Origin of the sequence: Paenibacillus salivarius (assembly GCF_051307165.1) — a bacterium.
Taxonomy (GTDB): Bacteria; Bacillota; Bacilli; order Paenibacillales; family Paenibacillaceae; genus Fontibacillus.
In genome coordinates, this window is the sequence record NZ_CP195592.1 from 450,029 (window position 1) to 465,830 (window position 15,802).

15 protein-coding genes are annotated in these 15,802 nt (G+C 52.5%); 7 read left to right on the forward strand and 8 right to left on the reverse strand.

Annotated elements, in window-relative coordinates; all coding sequences use genetic code 11:
- Window positions 1-50: 50 nt before the first annotated feature.
- Window positions 51-548 (forward strand): hypothetical protein, encoded by a 498-nt coding sequence (locus tag ACSFXJ_RS02095; protein ID WP_435923578.1) that lies wholly within the window; start codon window positions 51-53, stop codon window positions 546-548.
- A gap of 12 nt (window positions 549-560) precedes the next feature.
- Here ACSFXJ_RS02095 and ACSFXJ_RS02100 read toward each other — a convergent pair whose 3' ends face one another.
- A complete protein-coding gene (locus tag ACSFXJ_RS02100) occupies window positions 561-1,217 on the reverse strand; it encodes a YitT family protein (RefSeq protein ID WP_435923579.1) in 657 nt (218 codons plus the stop codon).
- 283 nt (window positions 1,218-1,500) lie between these two features.
- Here ACSFXJ_RS02100 and ACSFXJ_RS02105 point away from each other — a divergent pair, with 283 nt between their 5' ends.
- A complete protein-coding gene (locus ACSFXJ_RS02105) occupies window positions 1,501-2,631 on the forward strand; it encodes a threonine aldolase family protein (protein ID WP_435923580.1) in 1,131 nt (376 codons plus the stop codon).
- A 155-nt stretch (window positions 2,632-2,786) separates the two neighbouring features.
- Here ACSFXJ_RS02105 and ACSFXJ_RS02110 read toward each other — a convergent pair.
- Window positions 2,787-4,147, reverse strand: a protein-coding gene (locus ACSFXJ_RS02110) for an IS1182 family transposase (protein ID WP_435921350.1) whose coding sequence is annotated in 2 segments (ribosomal slippage) — window positions 2,787-3,577 and window positions 3,577-4,147 — 1,362 coding nt in all. Because the reading frame shifts where the segments join, the coding sequence is not laid out codon by codon here.
- 294 nt (window positions 4,148-4,441) lie between these two features.
- Between ACSFXJ_RS02110 and msrA the strand changes: the two genes are divergently transcribed.
- The 5 genes from msrA to ACSFXJ_RS02135 all read left to right on the forward strand — a co-directional run bounded on the left by msrA (window position 4,442) and on the right by ACSFXJ_RS02135 (window position 9,404).
- Entirely contained in the window at window positions 4,442-5,125 is a 684-nt protein-coding gene (gene msrA, locus ACSFXJ_RS02115) for a peptide-methionine (S)-S-oxide reductase MsrA (protein ID WP_435923581.1), read from the forward strand.
- A 149-nt stretch (window positions 5,126-5,274) separates the two neighbouring features.
- On the forward strand, window positions 5,275-6,402 hold the full coding sequence (gene ald, locus ACSFXJ_RS02120) for an alanine dehydrogenase (RefSeq protein ID WP_435923582.1): 1,128 nt from the start codon (window positions 5,275-5,277) through the stop codon (window positions 6,400-6,402).
- 49 nt (window positions 6,403-6,451) lie between these two features.
- Window positions 6,452-7,873 (forward strand): pyruvate kinase, encoded by a 1,422-nt coding sequence (gene pyk, locus ACSFXJ_RS02125; RefSeq protein ID WP_435923583.1) that lies wholly within the window; start codon window positions 6,452-6,454, stop codon window positions 7,871-7,873.
- Window positions 7,874-8,155: 282 nt separating this feature from the next.
- Window positions 8,156-8,497, forward strand: coding sequence for a cupin domain-containing protein (locus ACSFXJ_RS02130; RefSeq protein ID WP_435923584.1), 342 nt, complete (start codon window positions 8,156-8,158; stop codon window positions 8,495-8,497).
- Between the two features lie 94 nt (window positions 8,498-8,591).
- Window positions 8,592-9,404, forward strand: a complete 813-nt coding sequence (locus ACSFXJ_RS02135; protein ID WP_435923585.1) for an alpha/beta fold hydrolase — start codon at window positions 8,592-8,594, stop codon at window positions 9,402-9,404.
- 14 nt (window positions 9,405-9,418) lie between these two features.
- Here the strand turns inward: ACSFXJ_RS02135 and ACSFXJ_RS02140 are convergent, their stop codons facing one another.
- The 6 genes from ACSFXJ_RS02140 to ACSFXJ_RS02165 all read right to left on the reverse strand — a co-directional run bounded on the left by ACSFXJ_RS02140 (window position 9,419) and on the right by ACSFXJ_RS02165 (window position 15,766).
- Window positions 9,419-10,429 (reverse strand): glycosyltransferase, encoded by a 1,011-nt coding sequence (locus tag ACSFXJ_RS02140; RefSeq protein ID WP_435923586.1) that lies wholly within the window; start codon window positions 10,427-10,429, stop codon window positions 9,419-9,421.
- A gap of 1 nt (window position 10,430) precedes the next feature.
- Complete coding sequence (locus tag ACSFXJ_RS02145; RefSeq protein ID WP_435923587.1) at window positions 10,431-11,408, reverse strand: phosphodiester glycosidase family protein; 978 nt, start codon at window positions 11,406-11,408, stop codon at window positions 10,431-10,433.
- A gap of 124 nt (window positions 11,409-11,532) precedes the next feature.
- Complete coding sequence (locus ACSFXJ_RS02150; protein ID WP_435923588.1) at window positions 11,533-12,663, reverse strand: GerAB/ArcD/ProY family transporter; 1,131 nt, start codon at window positions 12,661-12,663, stop codon at window positions 11,533-11,535.
- 13 nt (window positions 12,664-12,676) lie between these two features.
- The gene (locus ACSFXJ_RS02155; RefSeq protein ID WP_435923589.1) at window positions 12,677-12,919 is read right to left on the reverse strand and encodes a hypothetical protein; all 243 of its coding nucleotides are present in this window, start codon (window positions 12,917-12,919) and stop codon (window positions 12,677-12,679) included.
- Between the two features lie 4 nt (window positions 12,920-12,923).
- Complete coding sequence (locus tag ACSFXJ_RS02160; RefSeq protein WP_435923590.1) at window positions 12,924-14,129, reverse strand: Ger(x)C family spore germination protein; 1,206 nt, start codon at window positions 14,127-14,129, stop codon at window positions 12,924-12,926.
- Between the two features lie 20 nt (window positions 14,130-14,149).
- Window positions 14,150-15,766 carry a spore germination protein gene (locus tag ACSFXJ_RS02165; RefSeq protein WP_435923591.1) on the reverse strand — a complete coding sequence of 539 codons (1,617 nt, stop codon included), beginning with the start codon at window positions 15,764-15,766 and terminating at the stop codon, window positions 14,150-14,152.
- Window positions 15,767-15,802: the final 36 nt, after the last annotated feature.

The following is a 15,802-nucleotide window of genomic DNA, read 5'->3' on the forward strand; positions in this document are numbered from 1 at the left end:
TGGTTTGATTTTTGTCAAAAGATAAAATAAGTTTAAGGAGTTGAAAAAGAATGAAAAAGAAGTTGCTCTCTTTTTCACTGGCTTTGGTGATTATCGGTTCGGCAGCTGCTTATTCATATGCATCTCAAGACGTAGTAAAGGAAAAAGAGGTATCGGCAGATATGAATATTACATTAAAGGCAGACAGTAAGCCGCTGAACCGGAATCCGGAACCTGTGCTAAAAGGTAATGCCGATAAACTGGGTTTGCAAAGCCAGTCTTTCAAAGCTACCAAGAGCAGTGTTCTTGATGAAAAAACGTTGAAGGAAAAAAATGCAGAGGTCAAATTGGCCGAATACATGACATATGCGGATTATTTAGAACTTGCCGGAACGGATGCCTTCTCTACTGAAATCGCAGAGGATCGAGTGGTTTTAGCGGTTCAAGTCTACTATCCGGATGGATTTGAGCATATCAAAGCCGGACTTATTAAAAACTGCTTGGCGACAGGATTGTACGATGCGGAAACCGGTGAATACCTTGGCGGTACGTTTGAGACCATTGAATGATTATTAGTCCTTCTACCTCCCCCTTTTATTCCGCCAGGCGGGAGTGAACTTTCCCGGCAAAGAAGCGAAATAAAGCCAACTCACGATCCGCGTGGATATCCACTGGCAGAGAATGGCCTGGATAATAATCTGCCAATCGATCACGATGGCCGTGACGGCAAAAATAAACCCGTTCATCCAGAACAGCGCCTTGCCCGGATTGATCCGCTTTTGCTTGGCTAAAGCCAGCGCCACGAAACCGATGCCCCCGTTTGAGACTCTCTGCTTCATCAGGAGGGTAATTCCGCAACCCAAAAAGAGGGAACCTGCCATCAAATCCAGCCAAATGTTCGTAAACGGGCTCTTGAAATAGACTTCGAAAAAATTGACGGAAACCGCAGTCGACGTGATCACCATGATCGTGCCGACCGCGCTTATTTTGCCGAGGTATTGAATCGATGTAATGAGAAAGAGAAAGTTCATCAGCCACAGGCCGATGCTCATCGGAAAGAGAAACCAGTGATTCAGCAGTACCGCCAGTCCGGCGGCTCCGCCGGAAGGGATGGCATGCGGAAACAAAAACACCCCCATGGCAAATCCCTGGATGACGGACCCGGCGGCAATCAGGGTCCCTTTTTGGATCGAGCGGCGCAGCAGATAGGCTTTGGATCTTCTCTTCAATAAATTCATCAGGGACCATCCTTTATTCGGACAGAGTCGGGGGGCTGGTCCTATTCCCGCTTCCAGAATATATGCTTGTCAGAGGGAAAACATGACGCCGGCACGGGCGGGATGATTATTTCGTCTATCTTCGCCTATCATGGTATGCTAAAAGAAGCAGGGCTTGAGGGTTCGGAGTCCGGGGGGATTCTTGCTGTATGGACGGGTTGCGTTTCATTTTTGCAACGAATCCGGGAGCCGGAACCATGTTCAAGCCTGTAATTTGCAGTATGCCAAGGAGCGCGAATAACATATGACTGGACAACTTAGAGGAGAACAATCGGGATCTGGCGGGCAAACCGGGGCGACTCTCGCGGAAGCTTTTAACCGGGCGGCCTATCGCCTGTCGGGGCAAGGACCGAGAAATGTGGATGTACTGAAATCCGTGCTGGAGCAGGTCGACGGAAACCTGGACAGCGATATATACGGCAAAGGCGCCGTGATCGAAAATTTCGAGAAGGAAATGGCGGATTACCTGGGGAAGGAGGCGGCCGTGTTTTTCCCGAGCGGGACGATGGCGCAGCAAATTGCGTTAAGAATCTGGTGCGACGAGAAAAACATCCGTCAGGTTGCCTACCATCCATTGTCTCATCTTGAGATTCATGAGGAGGACGGGCTCAAGGAGCTGCACGGGATCAAACCGATTCTGTTGGCCGACCGCGACCGTTTGATCACGTTGGAGGATGTCATGAACCTGCAGGAGGACATCTCCTGCCTGTTATTGGAGCTGCCGCAGCGCGAAATCGGGGGGCAATTGCCGGAGTTCGGCGAACTTGAAGCCATTTCCGCTTATTGCCGCGAGAAAGGGATCAAGCTGCATTTGGACGGAGCCCGACTGTACGAGATTTTGCCATATTATCAAAAAACGGCGGCGGAGGTTTGCGCGCTGTTCGACAGCGTGTACGTTTCTTTTTACAAAACGATCGGCGGGGTGGCCGGCGCGATTTTGGCAGGGGACAAGAGCATGACGGAGAAGTCGAAAGTGTGGAAAAGACGGCACGGCGGCGATCTCATCAGCTTGTACCCGTATATTCTCACCAGCCAGCATTATTTCAAGACGCGAATCGGCAAAATGGAGCATTACTATCGCGATGCTGTCGAGTTGGCCGAACGCTTCAATGCCTGCCATCGCGTAACGACCCGCCCTTCGGTTCCCGTATCGAATATGTTCCATGTGCATTTTGACGCGCCAAAAGAACAGATAGAGCCCGTTTTGATCGAGGTTTGCGAAGCGACGGGAGTCGGTATGGCCGGTAATTTGCGGGAGTTCGAAGAGGGAACGTGCTATTTCGAATTCACCGCTGGCGATATGTACGAAATGGTACCGGACGAGAAGCGGGACGAAATGTTCCGGATGCTGGACGGGAAATTGAAGGGGATTTGAACGCAGTTCTTGTATTCGGCATGAGGTGAAAAAGGCTGAGTTTTTAGAAATAACCGGAAATGTTCCGGTTCAGATTGTCGAGAAACCCACGTCTTTGAGACGGTGGGTTTCTCTTTTTTATTTGCAGTGTACTCTCAAGGTTTATAAAGAGGGGATCATCCCCACTTTTCCAGGCGATCCAGATGGATCGCCATCTTCTTCATGTTCTGCACAGCGGCCGTCATCAAAGCTTGTTCTTTGACGTTAGCCAATCCGCGTAAACGGCAATAGCGAAACCCATGGAGCTCTTTGGCATCCGCGAAGCTTCGCTCAATCGTTTCTTTTCGTTTGCGGTACAACTGTTTGCCGTCACGGCTCAGCCGGTTGTTTCGTACCCACTCTTTGCTGTCCTCCCATACGTGACGGGTCAACACCTTTCGGTGGTTACGGGAATGAGTGCATTGCGCAAGCATAGGACATTGTTTGCAATGCTCCGGGTCCGACGCATACTGTCGGTAACCCTTTCGGTCGGTCGTCCGGTATGTCAGACGGTGCTCTGCTGGACAGATATAAGTGTTGTTTTCGGCGTCGTAAATAAACTTCCACTTCGGAAATAGGCCTTGCTTGGGGTGAAATCTCCGGTGTGCAATCACTGCAAAAATTTTTCGTTCTTGTAAACCACGGCAAATCGGCGTCGTTAAATAACCCGAATCCAGCGCTACAGCTTCTACTCGAAAACCAAAACGTTCTCTCTGACGGTCTAAACGAGATAAATACGGAACCGAATCATGGACATTTCCCGGCGTGATGTGGACATCGGTAATGAGATTGTATTTGAGATCCACCGTCCGGTGGTCGAGATAAAAGAACCCTTCTGGCTTTCCGTCACGAACCATATAGCCGCTCTCTGGATCTGTGGTGCTCACTTTAATTTCCTTGGTTTCACTCACTTCCTCTCGCTCTTTTAGGGCTTTTTTCCATGCGCTTTACGGTCCTCCGTGACGGCTCCATTGAGTTCGTCAATATAGTCCTTGGTGTTTTGCAGAACTTCCTGCTTGGTATATTGGTGCTTGTTGGCGTTGGCTTTCACATGAGTCGAATCGGTGATAAGTACGCGTCCGCCCACCATTTTATGTGAAATGGCTTGGAGAACGATTTCATCAAAGATCTCTTGAAAAATATCCGTATCCTTAAAGCGAGTTCGCCGGTTCCAGCTAATCGTCGAATGGTCTGGGACTTTATCGGTCAGGCCCAGACCCAAAAACCAACGATAAGCCAAATTGGTTTGAACCTCTCGTTCCAACTGGCGTTCGGAGCGAATGCCATAAAAATAGCCGAGAAAAATCATCTTAAACAGGATGACTGGATCAATGGCCGGGCGTCCATTGTCCGCACAATACAGGGGCTGAACCTTTTTTTCAATAAAAGAGAAGTCGATATACTTGTCTACTTTACGCAGCAAGTGATCTTGTGGAACCAGTTCTTCGATCGAAACGAATTCATAGCTTTGTTGTTTTTCCCGATTAGATCTCAGCACCAAAAACACCATCCGTTCATGAGTAGTTACATATATTATACAACATTAACGCGGTGCCGTCTTAAATTAATTGAATCAAAAGAAGGCCGTCGAGACTTTCTCGACAGCCTGAACCGGAAATGTTCCGGTTATTTTTTCTTATATGGAGCGGAAAATAAAAATAACGGGAAAACCTGGAGTTAATTTTGCGGTTATAGTAAGAAAAAGAGGCCTGTCGCTGAATTAGCTCCCTTTTTTCCGGTTAATTCGGCGAACAAGCAAACAATGAAGAAATTAGCGGGAGGTTTTCCGGTTATGTTGAACGACGACGAGAACGAATCCTACGTATTCCCCGCCCATTTCGTTCCGGAATCCCTGTGGGAGACGGCGACGCTCGGGATGGGGTGCTTTTGGTCGCCGGAAGCGTTGTTCGGCCATCTCCCTGGCGTGGTTCGTACCCGGACCGGCTATGCCGGAGGGACAACGGTGAATCCGGATTACCGGAGCATGGGCGATCATTCGGAAATGGTCCAAATCGATTACGATCCGCGGCAAATTTCCTATGGGGAGCTGCTTCAAGTGTTTTGGAGCCATCACAATCCGGTGAACATCAACGGCTACAAGGGACGGCAATACTTGTCCCTTATTCTTTTTCATAACGATGGGCAGGAACGGATGATTCGCGAAACGGTGAATCGGATGCGGCAAGAGAAGCCCGGAATCGAGCTCACGGAGATTCAGCCATACGCTGTTTTTTATCCGGCGGAAGAAAGACATCAGAAGTATTACCTCAAGAGATTTCCCGATGCGATAGAGAAACTTCACGCTTTGTACCCTGCTGGCGGGGGACTGGAGTCCAGTACGTTGGCGTCCAGACTGAACGGGCTGGCGAAGGGCTACGCCAACATGGAACGGATCCGGCAAGAACTCCAAATGTGGCCGATGAGCGAGCCGATGCGGAACCGGATAACCGCAACCCTCGGAAAAATACGCTGGTAACGGCATAATCGGGTAATCGCCCGGGTAACCTACCTGCGAACAAACCGCGATACGGAAGGAATATACTGAAGAAACGAGCGGAACATCGGCGATTTCGGGTAATAAGTATTCAGGGATGATTCTGCGTTGGTAGAGGGAAGGTGCCAAAATTGATTATCGGAGTGCCTAAGGAAACGAAAAACAATGAATTCCGGGTCGGCATGACGCCCGGATCCGTGCTGTCCTATGTCCATGCCGGTCACCGGGTGCTGGTGGAAACCCGGGCAGGCGAAGCGATCGGCTTTACGGACGAGGATTATGCGGCTGCAGGGGCCCAGGTGGTGCAAACCGCCGAAGAGGCCTGGTCCGCGGAGATGGTCGTCAAGGTGAAGGAGCCGATTCCGGAGGAATTCGGTTTTTTCCGGCAGAACATGATCCTGTTCACTTATTTGCATCTTGCCCCCGAGCCGGAGCTGACGAAGGCGCTGGCGGAGAAGGGAGTAACGGCGGTCGCTTACGAGACGATCCAACTGGACGACGGCCGGCTACCTTTGCTCATGCCGATGAGTGAAGTTGCCGGGCGGATGTCGATCCAGATCGGGGCGCACTTTTTGGAAAAAGCCCATGGCGGCAAAGGGCTTCTCCTGGGCGGCGTTCCGGGCGTGGAGCCGGGTAAGGTAACGATCATCGGCGGCGGGATCGTCGGTACCAACGCCGCCCGCATGGCGATCGGCCTCGGCGCGGACGTGACGATCATCGACCTTAGCGCCGAGCGGCTTCGCCAGCTCGACGAGCTGTTCCAAGGCCGGGTGAAGACGCTGATTTCGAACCCGTTTAATATCGGCGACGCCGTGCGCAGGGCCGATCTGCTCGTCGGGGCGGTGCTGATCCCTGGTGCGCGAGCTCCAAGGCTCGTGACGGAGGACATGGTCAAAAGCATGTCCCCCGGCTCGGTCATCGTCGACGTGGCGATCGACCAAGGGGGCTCCATCGCGACGATTGACCGGATCACGACGCATGACCAGCCGACCTATGTAAAACACGGCGTCGTTCATTACGCGGTGGCCAATATGCCCGGAGCCGTTGCACGCACCTCCACCATCGCCTTGACGAATGTGACGACCCCTTACGGTTTGCAAATTGCCAATCAAGGCTGCCGCCAGGCGGCTTTGAAAAACCGGGCTCTGGCCAAAGGCATCAACGTCATGGACGGCCGGGTCACTTACCCGGCCGTGGCGGAGGCCCAGGGTCTTGAAGCAGCCGATGTCCTTACCTTGCTGAACCGAAGCGATAATTGAACAAGCAACTGCAGTCCGAACTTTTCTCATATTGATTAGGAGGGATTTCATGCTTCGCACGAAGATCATTTGTACACTGGGACCGGCTTGCGATTCGAACGATACGCTGAAAGAGATGATCCGCGCGGGAATGACGGTAGGTCGCCTGAATATGGCGCACGGGGAGCCGGTAGAGCATGCGGCCAGAATCGAACGGGTGCGCCAGGCGGCGAAAGAATTGGATACCTTCATTCCGATCATGATGGACATCAAGGGACCGGAGGTGCGGATCGGCAAGCTGAAGGAAGATTCCTGCGTATTGACCGCCGGAGAAACGCTCTTGCTCACCACCGAGCAGATCGAAGGCGATTGCACGCGGGTTTCGGTCAATTATCCCGACATGCCCAAGGTGGTGAAGGCGAATGACCGCATTTTGATCGACGACGGCTTGATCGAGCTCCGGGTGGAATCCGCCACGGACACGGAAATCGCTTGCCGCATCGTGAGCGGGGGGAAGCTGAAGCCGCGGAAGGGCGTCAACTTGCCGGGAATCCACACGACCTTGCCGGGCGTGACCGAACGGGACATCCGGCATATCGGCTTCGGCATCGAGCAAAACATCGAGATGATCGCGGTCTCCTTCGTCCGAAAAGGTGACGACATCCGCGAGGTCCGGCGGATTCTCGAGGAGCGCGGCGCGGGCCATGTCCAGATTATCTCGAAGATCGAAAATGAAGAGGGCATCGGCCATCTGGACGATATCCTTGAGGCTTCGGACGGCATCATGGTGGCCCGCGGGGATCTCGGGGTCGAAGTGCCGGTCGAGAAGGTGCCCGCGATGCAGAAGGAAATGATCGACAAGTGCAACTTGGCCGGAAAGCCCGTCATCGTGGCGACGCATATGCTGGAGTCGATGCAGGTTAATCCGCGTCCGACGCGCGCCGAGGTCAGCGACGTCTATAACGCGGTCATGCAAGGGGCCGACGTGGTGATGCTGTCCGGCGAATCCGCTGCCGGGAAGTACCCGGTGCAGGCGGTGCAGACGATGGCGCGGGTGGCGGGACAGGCCGAAGCGACGATCGACTATCCGGAGCAGTTTAACCGCAAAAGAGCTGAGCACGCCACCGACATAACGGAGGTGGTTAGCCAGAGCGCGGTAAGCGCCGCGTTGGAGCTGGACGCCAAGGCGATCATCACATCAACGGAGAGCGGATTCACCGCCCGGATGGTCTCCAAATACCGGCCGAAGGCGCCGATTTTGGCAATTACGCACAATCCGCACGTTCTCTCCAAAGTGTGCCTTTTGTCCGGGGTATTCCCGTTTTTGGGGGAACAGGTGACGACGACGGACGAAATGTTCGGGTCCGCGATTCAGACTGCGCTGAAAACCGGCTACGTATCCCAAGGGGATACGGTCGTACTTTCGGCAGGACTGCCGCTCGGCCAGGCGGGAACGACCAATCTGATGCAGGTCCGGCAGGTAGGCTCATAAAGCGGGACTCGATAAAAGCGTCTTTCCTCAGGTGGAAAGGCGCTTTTTTTTGCCTGTTTACCCTTATCTTGATTGGAATTCTTCCAACAACTTGGACACTTAGAAGGAAAAAATGTTGGCGCATCCCACGAAAATGATTGGATTTAATCCAACCAAAGTATGAATATCAGTCCCAAACGTGAAGCCCGGTTGGATTTATCCCAATCAAGCCAGCCGAAAGAGTTGAAACAAGGCACAGTATGCTAATATATGTTTACTACTATGACCGGAGGAACTGCATAAATGAAAATAAGCAAAAAAAGCGCGGAACATTACCTATGGGGAGATCAGTGTGACGGTTGGCATTTAGTGAAGGGCGAGGATTTAAGCATCATTCATGAACGGATGCCGGCGAATACTTCGGAAATCAAGCATTATCACGAGCGAGCCCGCCAATTCTTCTTCGTCCTGTCAGGCGCGGCCACCATGATCATGGAAGATCAAGAGATTACCATCCATCCGCAAGAGGGGCTTGAAATCCCGCCGCTCGTACCGCATCAAATGTGCAATAAATCGGGCGAAGCCGTTGAATTTTTGGTCATCTCCCAGCCGAACAGCAGAGGAGACCGGATCGCGGTAAATTAACTTCCAAAAAGGGCGTTCACCCATTTCCCTCCGTTTGAGTATCCTGAATCTGTGAGGATCCAGAAGATCAAGTGAAACCGGAGGAATCGAATATATGGGTTATTATGTGGAGACGGAGCCGAATGTAAGGATTTACGTGGAGGACATCAACCCTTACGGAGAAAAGACGATCCTGTTTATCCACGGCTGGCCTTTGAGCCACCGGGCTTATGAGTATCAGTTCAACGTTTTGCCGGGCAAGGGATACCGCTGCGTCGCCATCGATTTGCGGGGATTCGGCAAGTCCGACAAGCCGTGGGACGGTTATTGTCTGGACCGGATGGCGGACGATGTGCGGGGCGTGGTCGATACGCTCGGGCTGCGGGATTTTACGCTGGCGGGACATTCGTACGGGGGAGCGACGGCGATCCGTTATATGGCCCGACATCAAGGGCACGGGGTATCGAAGCTGGCGTTGTTCGCCGCGGCTGCTCCCAGCTTGACGCAACGGCCCGGGTATCCCTACGGCATGCCGATGGAGGACGTGACCGATCTTATTCACCAATCGTTGAACGATCGGCCGAATATGCTGCGGAACCTGAAGCAGCAGTTCTTTTTTCAAAATATATCTTCCGGCATAGCAGACTGGTTCTTTGACATCGCGCTTCCTGCGGCCGGTTATGCTACCGCGAAAGTGGCGATATCCTTTAGGGACGAAAGCCTATTCTCCGACCTCGGCAAGATCTGCGTCCCTACGCTGATTTTGCACGGCGTCCACGACAAAGTGTGCTACCCCGAGCTTGCGTTGGCGCAAAAGCAGGGAATTCCGAACGCCAAGCTGGTTTGGTTCCAAAATAGCGGGCACGGCCTGTTCTATGAGGAACGGGACAAACTGAACGAAGAACTCATCAAATTTATAGAGGGATAGGCACAGGCCTATCCCTAATATACATATTTGCGTTGGGCCCAGTAACTGAACAGAAACAATGTCGCTTCGGTCAGCAGTTTGGAGACGACAAGTGGAAGCCCGGCCGCCGAATGGTAGGCATACATAAATCCGTAGTTTAGAAGAAGAATGATCAGGACTAAGGCAAAATACTTCGGCAACGAGCGCGAGACGGCAGCTTCCGCAGGTTTGCGGAAGACCATGTTCCGGTTCACCGCATAATTGAAGATGGAGCTGCAGAGCCTTGCCCCGGCTACGGAAATGAATAAATTTCCGGCCAAATGCTGGAGCAGAAGGAGCAGCGAAAAATCCAAAAGCGCCGAAATGAGCGAGGAGGCGCTGAATAGAACGATCGGGAGGTACACGCGGAACGAGTCGGCCAGCGGGCGGAAATGGGAAGACCGGTTTTCATCCAGATAGACGGTACCGATCCCGATTTCGAGCACCTTCATGCCTTCCCTATGGGCGGCGAGCAGGAGATTCATTTCGTATTCGAAACGGTCACCCGGTATCCCGCACAGCCATTCCAGCATCCGGGACGAATAACCGCGGAGCCCGGTTTGCGTGTCGTAGATTCGGCTTCCGGTAACAAATGCATAGACCGTTCGCGTAACGGCATTGCCGAGGCGGCTGCGCAGCGGCACTTTGCCGCTGAAGCGCCGGCCGCCCAGCACGATTTCGGCCCCCTCCTCTTCAAGCGCTTCGCCTACCCGCAAAATATCGTCCGGCAGGTGCTGCCCGTCGCTGTCCGCGCAGATGACACCCCCCGGCACGCCTTCCCGCTGCAGATATCGGAAGCCGGTCTTGAGGGCGCGGCCTTTTCCGAGATTGGAGGGATGCCGAAGCACCTTGCAGCCCTCGGCTTCCGCCAGGTCGAAGATCGGGCGGTAGACCTCCCCACTGCCGTCGTCAACGATCAGGATGTCGGTCAAGGACTTCAGCTTGAGCTGCCGGATCAATTGCAGCAGCCGCTGATCAGGTTCATAGGCGGGAATAAGGACCGTCATCTTATTCCACCTCTTTTACATACAAAATATCGCTGACGCCGCGTTCCCGGTTCTTCCCTTGGGGATTGTTCACGACCCGGCCCATGAAATACATCGTGGAGGAGCCGCCGCCATCAAGATTGTATGCTTCGGTGCAGCCCAGGCCGGCAAATACCCGGGCGAATTCATCCAGCGTCATGCCCCGGCTGTAGCCTTGTTTACGGCCGTCCACCACGATAAACACATAGTGGTTCGGCGCGATCATGCCGATTCCGGTTCGCGGATTGGCGCCTTGGATCGAACGGTTGCCGAAGTTCGTGTCGATTTTAACGCTGTCGAAGCCGCTTTGAACTTCGCCATCCTTAATCAGCGTCGGTCCGAAGGACAAGGTGTTGGTCACGCCTTCGGCCAGCAGCGAAGCGGAGTCCGTTTCGGTCTCCTCATAGGACTTCATCGTCCCGTCAGAGAGCAGCGCGAGACCGGTTCTCGCCGGTTCATCGCGATAAAGCGTGCCGCCCCGGATAATAACCCCGTCGTCGCGAAAACCGTAATAGTCCCCGTTCACGGCGAAAATGGCATCGTTATTTGCGGCGATGTCGGACGTATTTTCCGTAATATTGCGACCGAAGCTGTTTTCGGCAAAAGCGGATTGCAGGGAGGCGTTATTTTTCAAAGTGACGTCGGCGACAAAATAAGTGATTTGATCATTGCCCGAACCGGTTTGTACCCGATCGATCTTGATGATGAGATCATCGCTGGCGTAATTCCAATCGTCGTAGGCGGCGTTTTGGGAAGCGCCATCGCTTGTCCCGGTTGCCCCGTTTGCGCCGCCGGATACGGACGTTCCGGATTCGGCAGGGCTCGGGTTTTCAACGACAATCTCCACATGCTTGATCAAATAACGGTCGGCAAGACCGTATATCACTGCCCCCAATCCGAGGACAACGAGTATCAAAATGGCCGTTAACTTTCGTTTTTGCTTTCCGGGCTGTCTTTTCATGCCCAAGCTCACTCCTTTAACCCATGGCTGCCTTTATCCTTGCTCGCAAGAAAAGCGCTTGCCATCATGTTACTTGGGGTTTCTGAAAGTGAACTGAAGGTTGGTTGAAAGCCTGGTGAAACTTTTATTCCGATCGGGCCGGGGAATCGGCGTTCATTTTCTTAGCCGCCATGGTACGGATCAGATGAACACCGAGAAGAACTAAAGGCAGAATAACTCCAAAAGTCAAGATATAGGGAATCCAGGTTTTGCTGTCCCACATTAGTTGATAAGGGGTATTGGGGTAGATAAAAACCGAGACCGCCGCCAAAATCCATCCGAAAGGCAGAACAAGAGGCTGGTAATTTTTAATGCGAAACAACTGGGACAAACCGGTGACGATCGCGTAAAAATACAGGCTGATCCGAAAATATAGTGAGATGAACCACATAATGGCCATAAACACCTCGATTCTTTGCAGGAAATTCCCGATGTTTATTTTTTTTACCAAGGTATAACTGGGATAGACGCCGATGGACGTCACATGCGGGCCCAGTACCAGTATGGTCAGCGTGATGACGATAAACATCACCGCCGCACCTATTAAACTCCCGATGTAAACGGCTTTATGCGCATCGGCGGGCCGGTTTACGCTGGAAGGATAAATGGCCAGCAATACGATGCTGGGAAGAAAGACCGTACTGATGAACGTCAAGGCAGCCGGCAGAAGCGTAGAGATTCCCGATTCCAGCACGGGCTGCATCTTCTTCCAATCCACCTTGGACAGCAAGAGCAGGGTCATGGAGAAGAACAGGAGGAGAAACCAGGGAAACAGCAGTTCCGCGGAACGGGCCATCACCTCGATGCCAAGGCGGACTCCAATCACGATAATGCTTACGAACAGCAGGATGATCGCCTGAATCGGTGTTTCCGGCATCATTTGGGTAGTCATGAAAGTGCCGATGTCCTGCAGGACCGTGGCGGCGCCGGCAAAGAACAAGGACAGCAGGAACAGCAGATATACCGTTTTACCGATCCATTTGCCGAGAAGCTTCTCCGTGATCTGCATCAGATTCATTCCCAAATAGGATTGCGCCAGCTTTTGCTGCAACGCAAGGACGATGAATCCGAGTGCGGAGCCGACGAGGGCGGCGATCCAGGCGTCCTGCCTGGCGGCGGCCGCCATTCCGGAGGGTACGATCAGAATGGCGCTGCCGATCGTAAACAATGCGGTTAAAACGGTAAGCTGCCTCAGAGAGATTTTATATTCCTGCATGACGCCGCTCCTTTCATGATTGGATCAAACCGATGGCGGACAGCAGGTCGCTGAACGGTTTGAATATGATCGCGAATAATTTTAACGGGGTGAGAATCTCCGAGACGAAGGCTTGCATCAAACTGATTCCGATGCCGATCAGAAGCAGCGCAGAGAAAGCCCAGATCTCCTTACGTTCTTTTTCTTTGATCATGCGCGGAAGCTCCAGTGCGGTAATTATTCCGGCAGCTGCCAAAATCAGCGCGGCATCAAGCATGCGGTTACTCCTTGACGTGTTTTAGCAGGGAATCGGTGGTCGTTCCGATTCTGCGTATTTTATAGTTAACTTCGATATGGGTCGCCAAATTCGGGAAGTAGCGGGTGTTCCAATCCTGCCGGATCTTTTTCCAGGCTTTCGGATCAGAGCGGCGGAAGGCTTCCCCGAATCCGAAGATGTCGACATTCAATTCCTTCTGGGCTTTGTTGATCGTGGTCTTAAGTAATTCTAGCGTCCGTTTTTCCATTTCGGTTTCGAATTTTTTAACGGTTCGTTGATCGGTCATATCGACGTCCTTGCATTCGACGGAACCTACGTTACCTTCGATACTCAGCTTAATATTCATTTGGGGCTCGGACTCGACCATCTTCCCCGTAACCTTGGTCTTGCTTCGGATGGTTTCCAAGGCGACTCTTCCCTCCTTCCCGCAAGAGACAAAGTCGACTGAGCTTTTCACGCCTCCTTTTAAATAGTGGTATCCTCTGCTTTCGTATTCGTTTAACCAGCCGACCAGCTTGTCGGATTTGAATGCGGCCAGCCCGGAGTATTTCAACTGGGCGGGTACAAAGATATTTTCCACGTTTTTATGCGTCTCCCCGATGTTTCGGTTCCCGATGAGTTCCAACCCCGTTAACACGGGATGTTTTCCTTCGCTGACAAGGTCGTTGATTAATTGGTCCAAAGTGACGGTCATGCTGGGCGACCAATATTTCTCCGATGTCTGCAGGGAGAGATAGAGCTTATTGGCAGGAACGGTTTCTACCGGAGTTATGATTTTCATGGCTTCTTCCGCCCTCATTCCTTTTGTAACAATGATATAGAAATCGGTTCGAAATTCATGATCTCTCGACAAGAGATCAAGCGTTTTCGCCATGCCTTGTTCGGCCAGCGATTCACTGATCAGGAAGATCCGGAGATGAGAAAAGTAAATTTTACGGGGGCTGATTTGCGTCATTCTTCTCGCCGCCTCAAAAATGGTATCTCCCTCCGAAGTAAAAAGGGTAGCGGGTGACCGGTTGGCGCCGGTTTGTTTGGATGCGACCTGTCCGGGTACAACGACTTGAACCGTGAGGCGGTAGCGGTTATCGACATTATCGACCCCAGCCGCAACCGCAATGGCCAAGTCGTTAAGTTCCCTGCGGTTCCAGCAGCCTGTCAGCATAAGGGATACCGTTAGGAAAAGTGTGGGCAGGACAAACCATCGTTTCATGGATGTACCTTCTTTCGGCATCATTCTTGCGATTCCCGCGATTTTTTCGGAGGATTGCTGTTCATGCGTTCCACATTGTTTTTGCTGACCAGCCGGGGCCGGCTATGCATCAACCAATGGGGCAATCGAAAAATGGAGTCCTTGTTGCCTTCCGGAATCAGCGGCGCAAACGGCGTCAAATAAGGAACCCCGAAAGAACGCAGGCTGCACAAATGCAGGATGAGAGCGATCATGCCTACGAATATGCCGAACAGTCCGAATGAACCGGCCAGGGCCATCAGAGGGAAGCGCATCATCCGAAAGGCAATGGACATGTTAAAGGCCGGCAGCACAAAGCTGGAAATGGCGGTGATGGCGACGACGATAACCATGGCTGCCGAAATGATTCCCGCTTCGACGGCGGCTTGGCCGATAACCAGCGTCCCTACGATAGAGATCGCGGAGCCGACATTTTTAGGCAGACGGACGCCTGCCTCGCGCAAAATTTCAAATGTAAGCTCCATCAGGACGGCTTCCACGAAAGCCGGAAAAGGAATTTGTTCGCGTTGTGCGGCAAGTCCGATCAGAAGCTGCGTCGGAAGCATTTCTTGGTGAAACGTCGAGATGGCAATATATAGAGACGGCCCCAATAGCGATATGAAAATACTGACGTAGCGGAGCAAGCGCAAAAAGCTGCTGATATCCGCCCGTTGGTAATAATCCTCGGAAGCATGGAGGAACGAGATGAACAGTGCCGGAACAACCAGAACAAATGGGGTGCCGTCCACCAAAATGGCGACTTTTCCTTCCAACAATTCGGCGGCGATCACATCCGGGCGCTCGGTATTATAAACAGTCGGAAACGGCGTCAGCGTTTTGTCTTGGATGGCTTCCTCGATATAGCCGCTCTCCAGAATGCCGTCCATATCGATGCGTTCGAGCCGGTCGCGCACTTCCTGAACGATTTTTTCGTTGGCGATCCCATGAATGTACATGATGCTGACATTAGTCTGGGTGAGCCGGCCGATCTGCATCGTTTCCAGCCATAGGGCCGGGTCTTTGATCTTTCTGCGGACTAACGCGGTATTGGTCCGGATCGATTCGGAAAAGGCCTCCCGGGGACCGCGAACCACGTTCTCCGCCGAGGTTTCCATAACCCCGCGATCCTTCCATCCCGGAGTGGCGACCGCAATGCCCTGATCAAGGCCTTCTATCAGAAGGATGGTGTCTCCGGAGAGCAGAGAGTGGAAAAGCGCGGTATAATCTTTGATTTTGCGAAAATCTTTTATACCTAAAGTAATATTGTCCAAAAGGTGCTGCGCATCAGAAGGGAGCGAAGGCTGTGCTTCTTTATCCCCGGAACCTCCCGACATGGCGGAAACGGGCTCCATAATGGAACTGTTAATCTCCTTTTGATCGGCAAGCCCTTCCGTATAAATGATGGCGAGCGACAGTCCCTCCGATCCGGAGACCGGAATTTCCCGGATAATAATATCGGTACTGTTTCCGAGAGTCTGCTTGATTCGTTGCAAGCTGGACTTAAGATCGGGGTTCAATGTGTCCGATGAACCCGAAACGGGCGATGTTGGCGATGGTTGCTCTTTAGCCGAAAATTGCTTTTTCGCGGCGGAATGACCGTTTCTTCTCCGATAGCGCATTTGCTGTCTCCCTCTCTCAGGTTAGGCTATCCCTCC

What these genes read in the sequence shown, in the direction of transcription:
- ACSFXJ_RS02095 (WP_435923578.1), top strand. Translation starts at nt 51, where the DNA reads ATGAAAAAGAAGTTGCTCTCTTTTTCACTGGCTTTGGTGATTATCGGT.
- ACSFXJ_RS02100 (WP_435923579.1), bottom strand. Translation starts at nt 1,217, where the DNA reads ATGAATTTATTGAAGAGAAGATCCAAAGCCTATCTGCTGCGCCGCTCG.
- ACSFXJ_RS02105 (WP_435923580.1), top strand. Translation starts at nt 1,501, where the DNA reads ATGACTGGACAACTTAGAGGAGAACAATCGGGATCTGGCGGGCAAACC.
- msrA (WP_435923581.1), top strand. Translation starts at nt 4,442, where the DNA reads ATGTTGAACGACGACGAGAACGAATCCTACGTATTCCCCGCCCATTTC.
- pyk (WP_435923583.1), top strand. Translation starts at nt 6,452, where the DNA reads ATGCTTCGCACGAAGATCATTTGTACACTGGGACCGGCTTGCGATTCG.
- ACSFXJ_RS02130 (WP_435923584.1), top strand. Translation starts at nt 8,156, where the DNA reads ATGAAAATAAGCAAAAAAAGCGCGGAACATTACCTATGGGGAGATCAG.
- ACSFXJ_RS02135 (WP_435923585.1), top strand. Translation starts at nt 8,592, where the DNA reads ATGGGTTATTATGTGGAGACGGAGCCGAATGTAAGGATTTACGTGGAG.
- ACSFXJ_RS02140 (WP_435923586.1), bottom strand. Translation starts at nt 10,429, where the DNA reads ATGACGGTCCTTATTCCCGCCTATGAACCTGATCAGCGGCTGCTGCAA.
- ACSFXJ_RS02145 (WP_435923587.1), bottom strand. Translation starts at nt 11,408, where the DNA reads ATGAAAAGACAGCCCGGAAAGCAAAAACGAAAGTTAACGGCCATTTTG.
- ACSFXJ_RS02150 (WP_435923588.1), bottom strand. Translation starts at nt 12,663, where the DNA reads ATGCAGGAATATAAAATCTCTCTGAGGCAGCTTACCGTTTTAACCGCA.
- ACSFXJ_RS02155 (WP_435923589.1), bottom strand. Translation starts at nt 12,919, where the DNA reads ATGCTTGATGCCGCGCTGATTTTGGCAGCTGCCGGAATAATTACCGCA.
- ACSFXJ_RS02160 (WP_435923590.1), bottom strand. Translation starts at nt 14,129, where the DNA reads ATGAAACGATGGTTTGTCCTGCCCACACTTTTCCTAACGGTATCCCTT.
- ACSFXJ_RS02165 (WP_435923591.1), bottom strand. Translation starts at nt 15,766, where the DNA reads ATGCGCTATCGGAGAAGAAACGGTCATTCCGCCGCGAAAAAGCAATTT.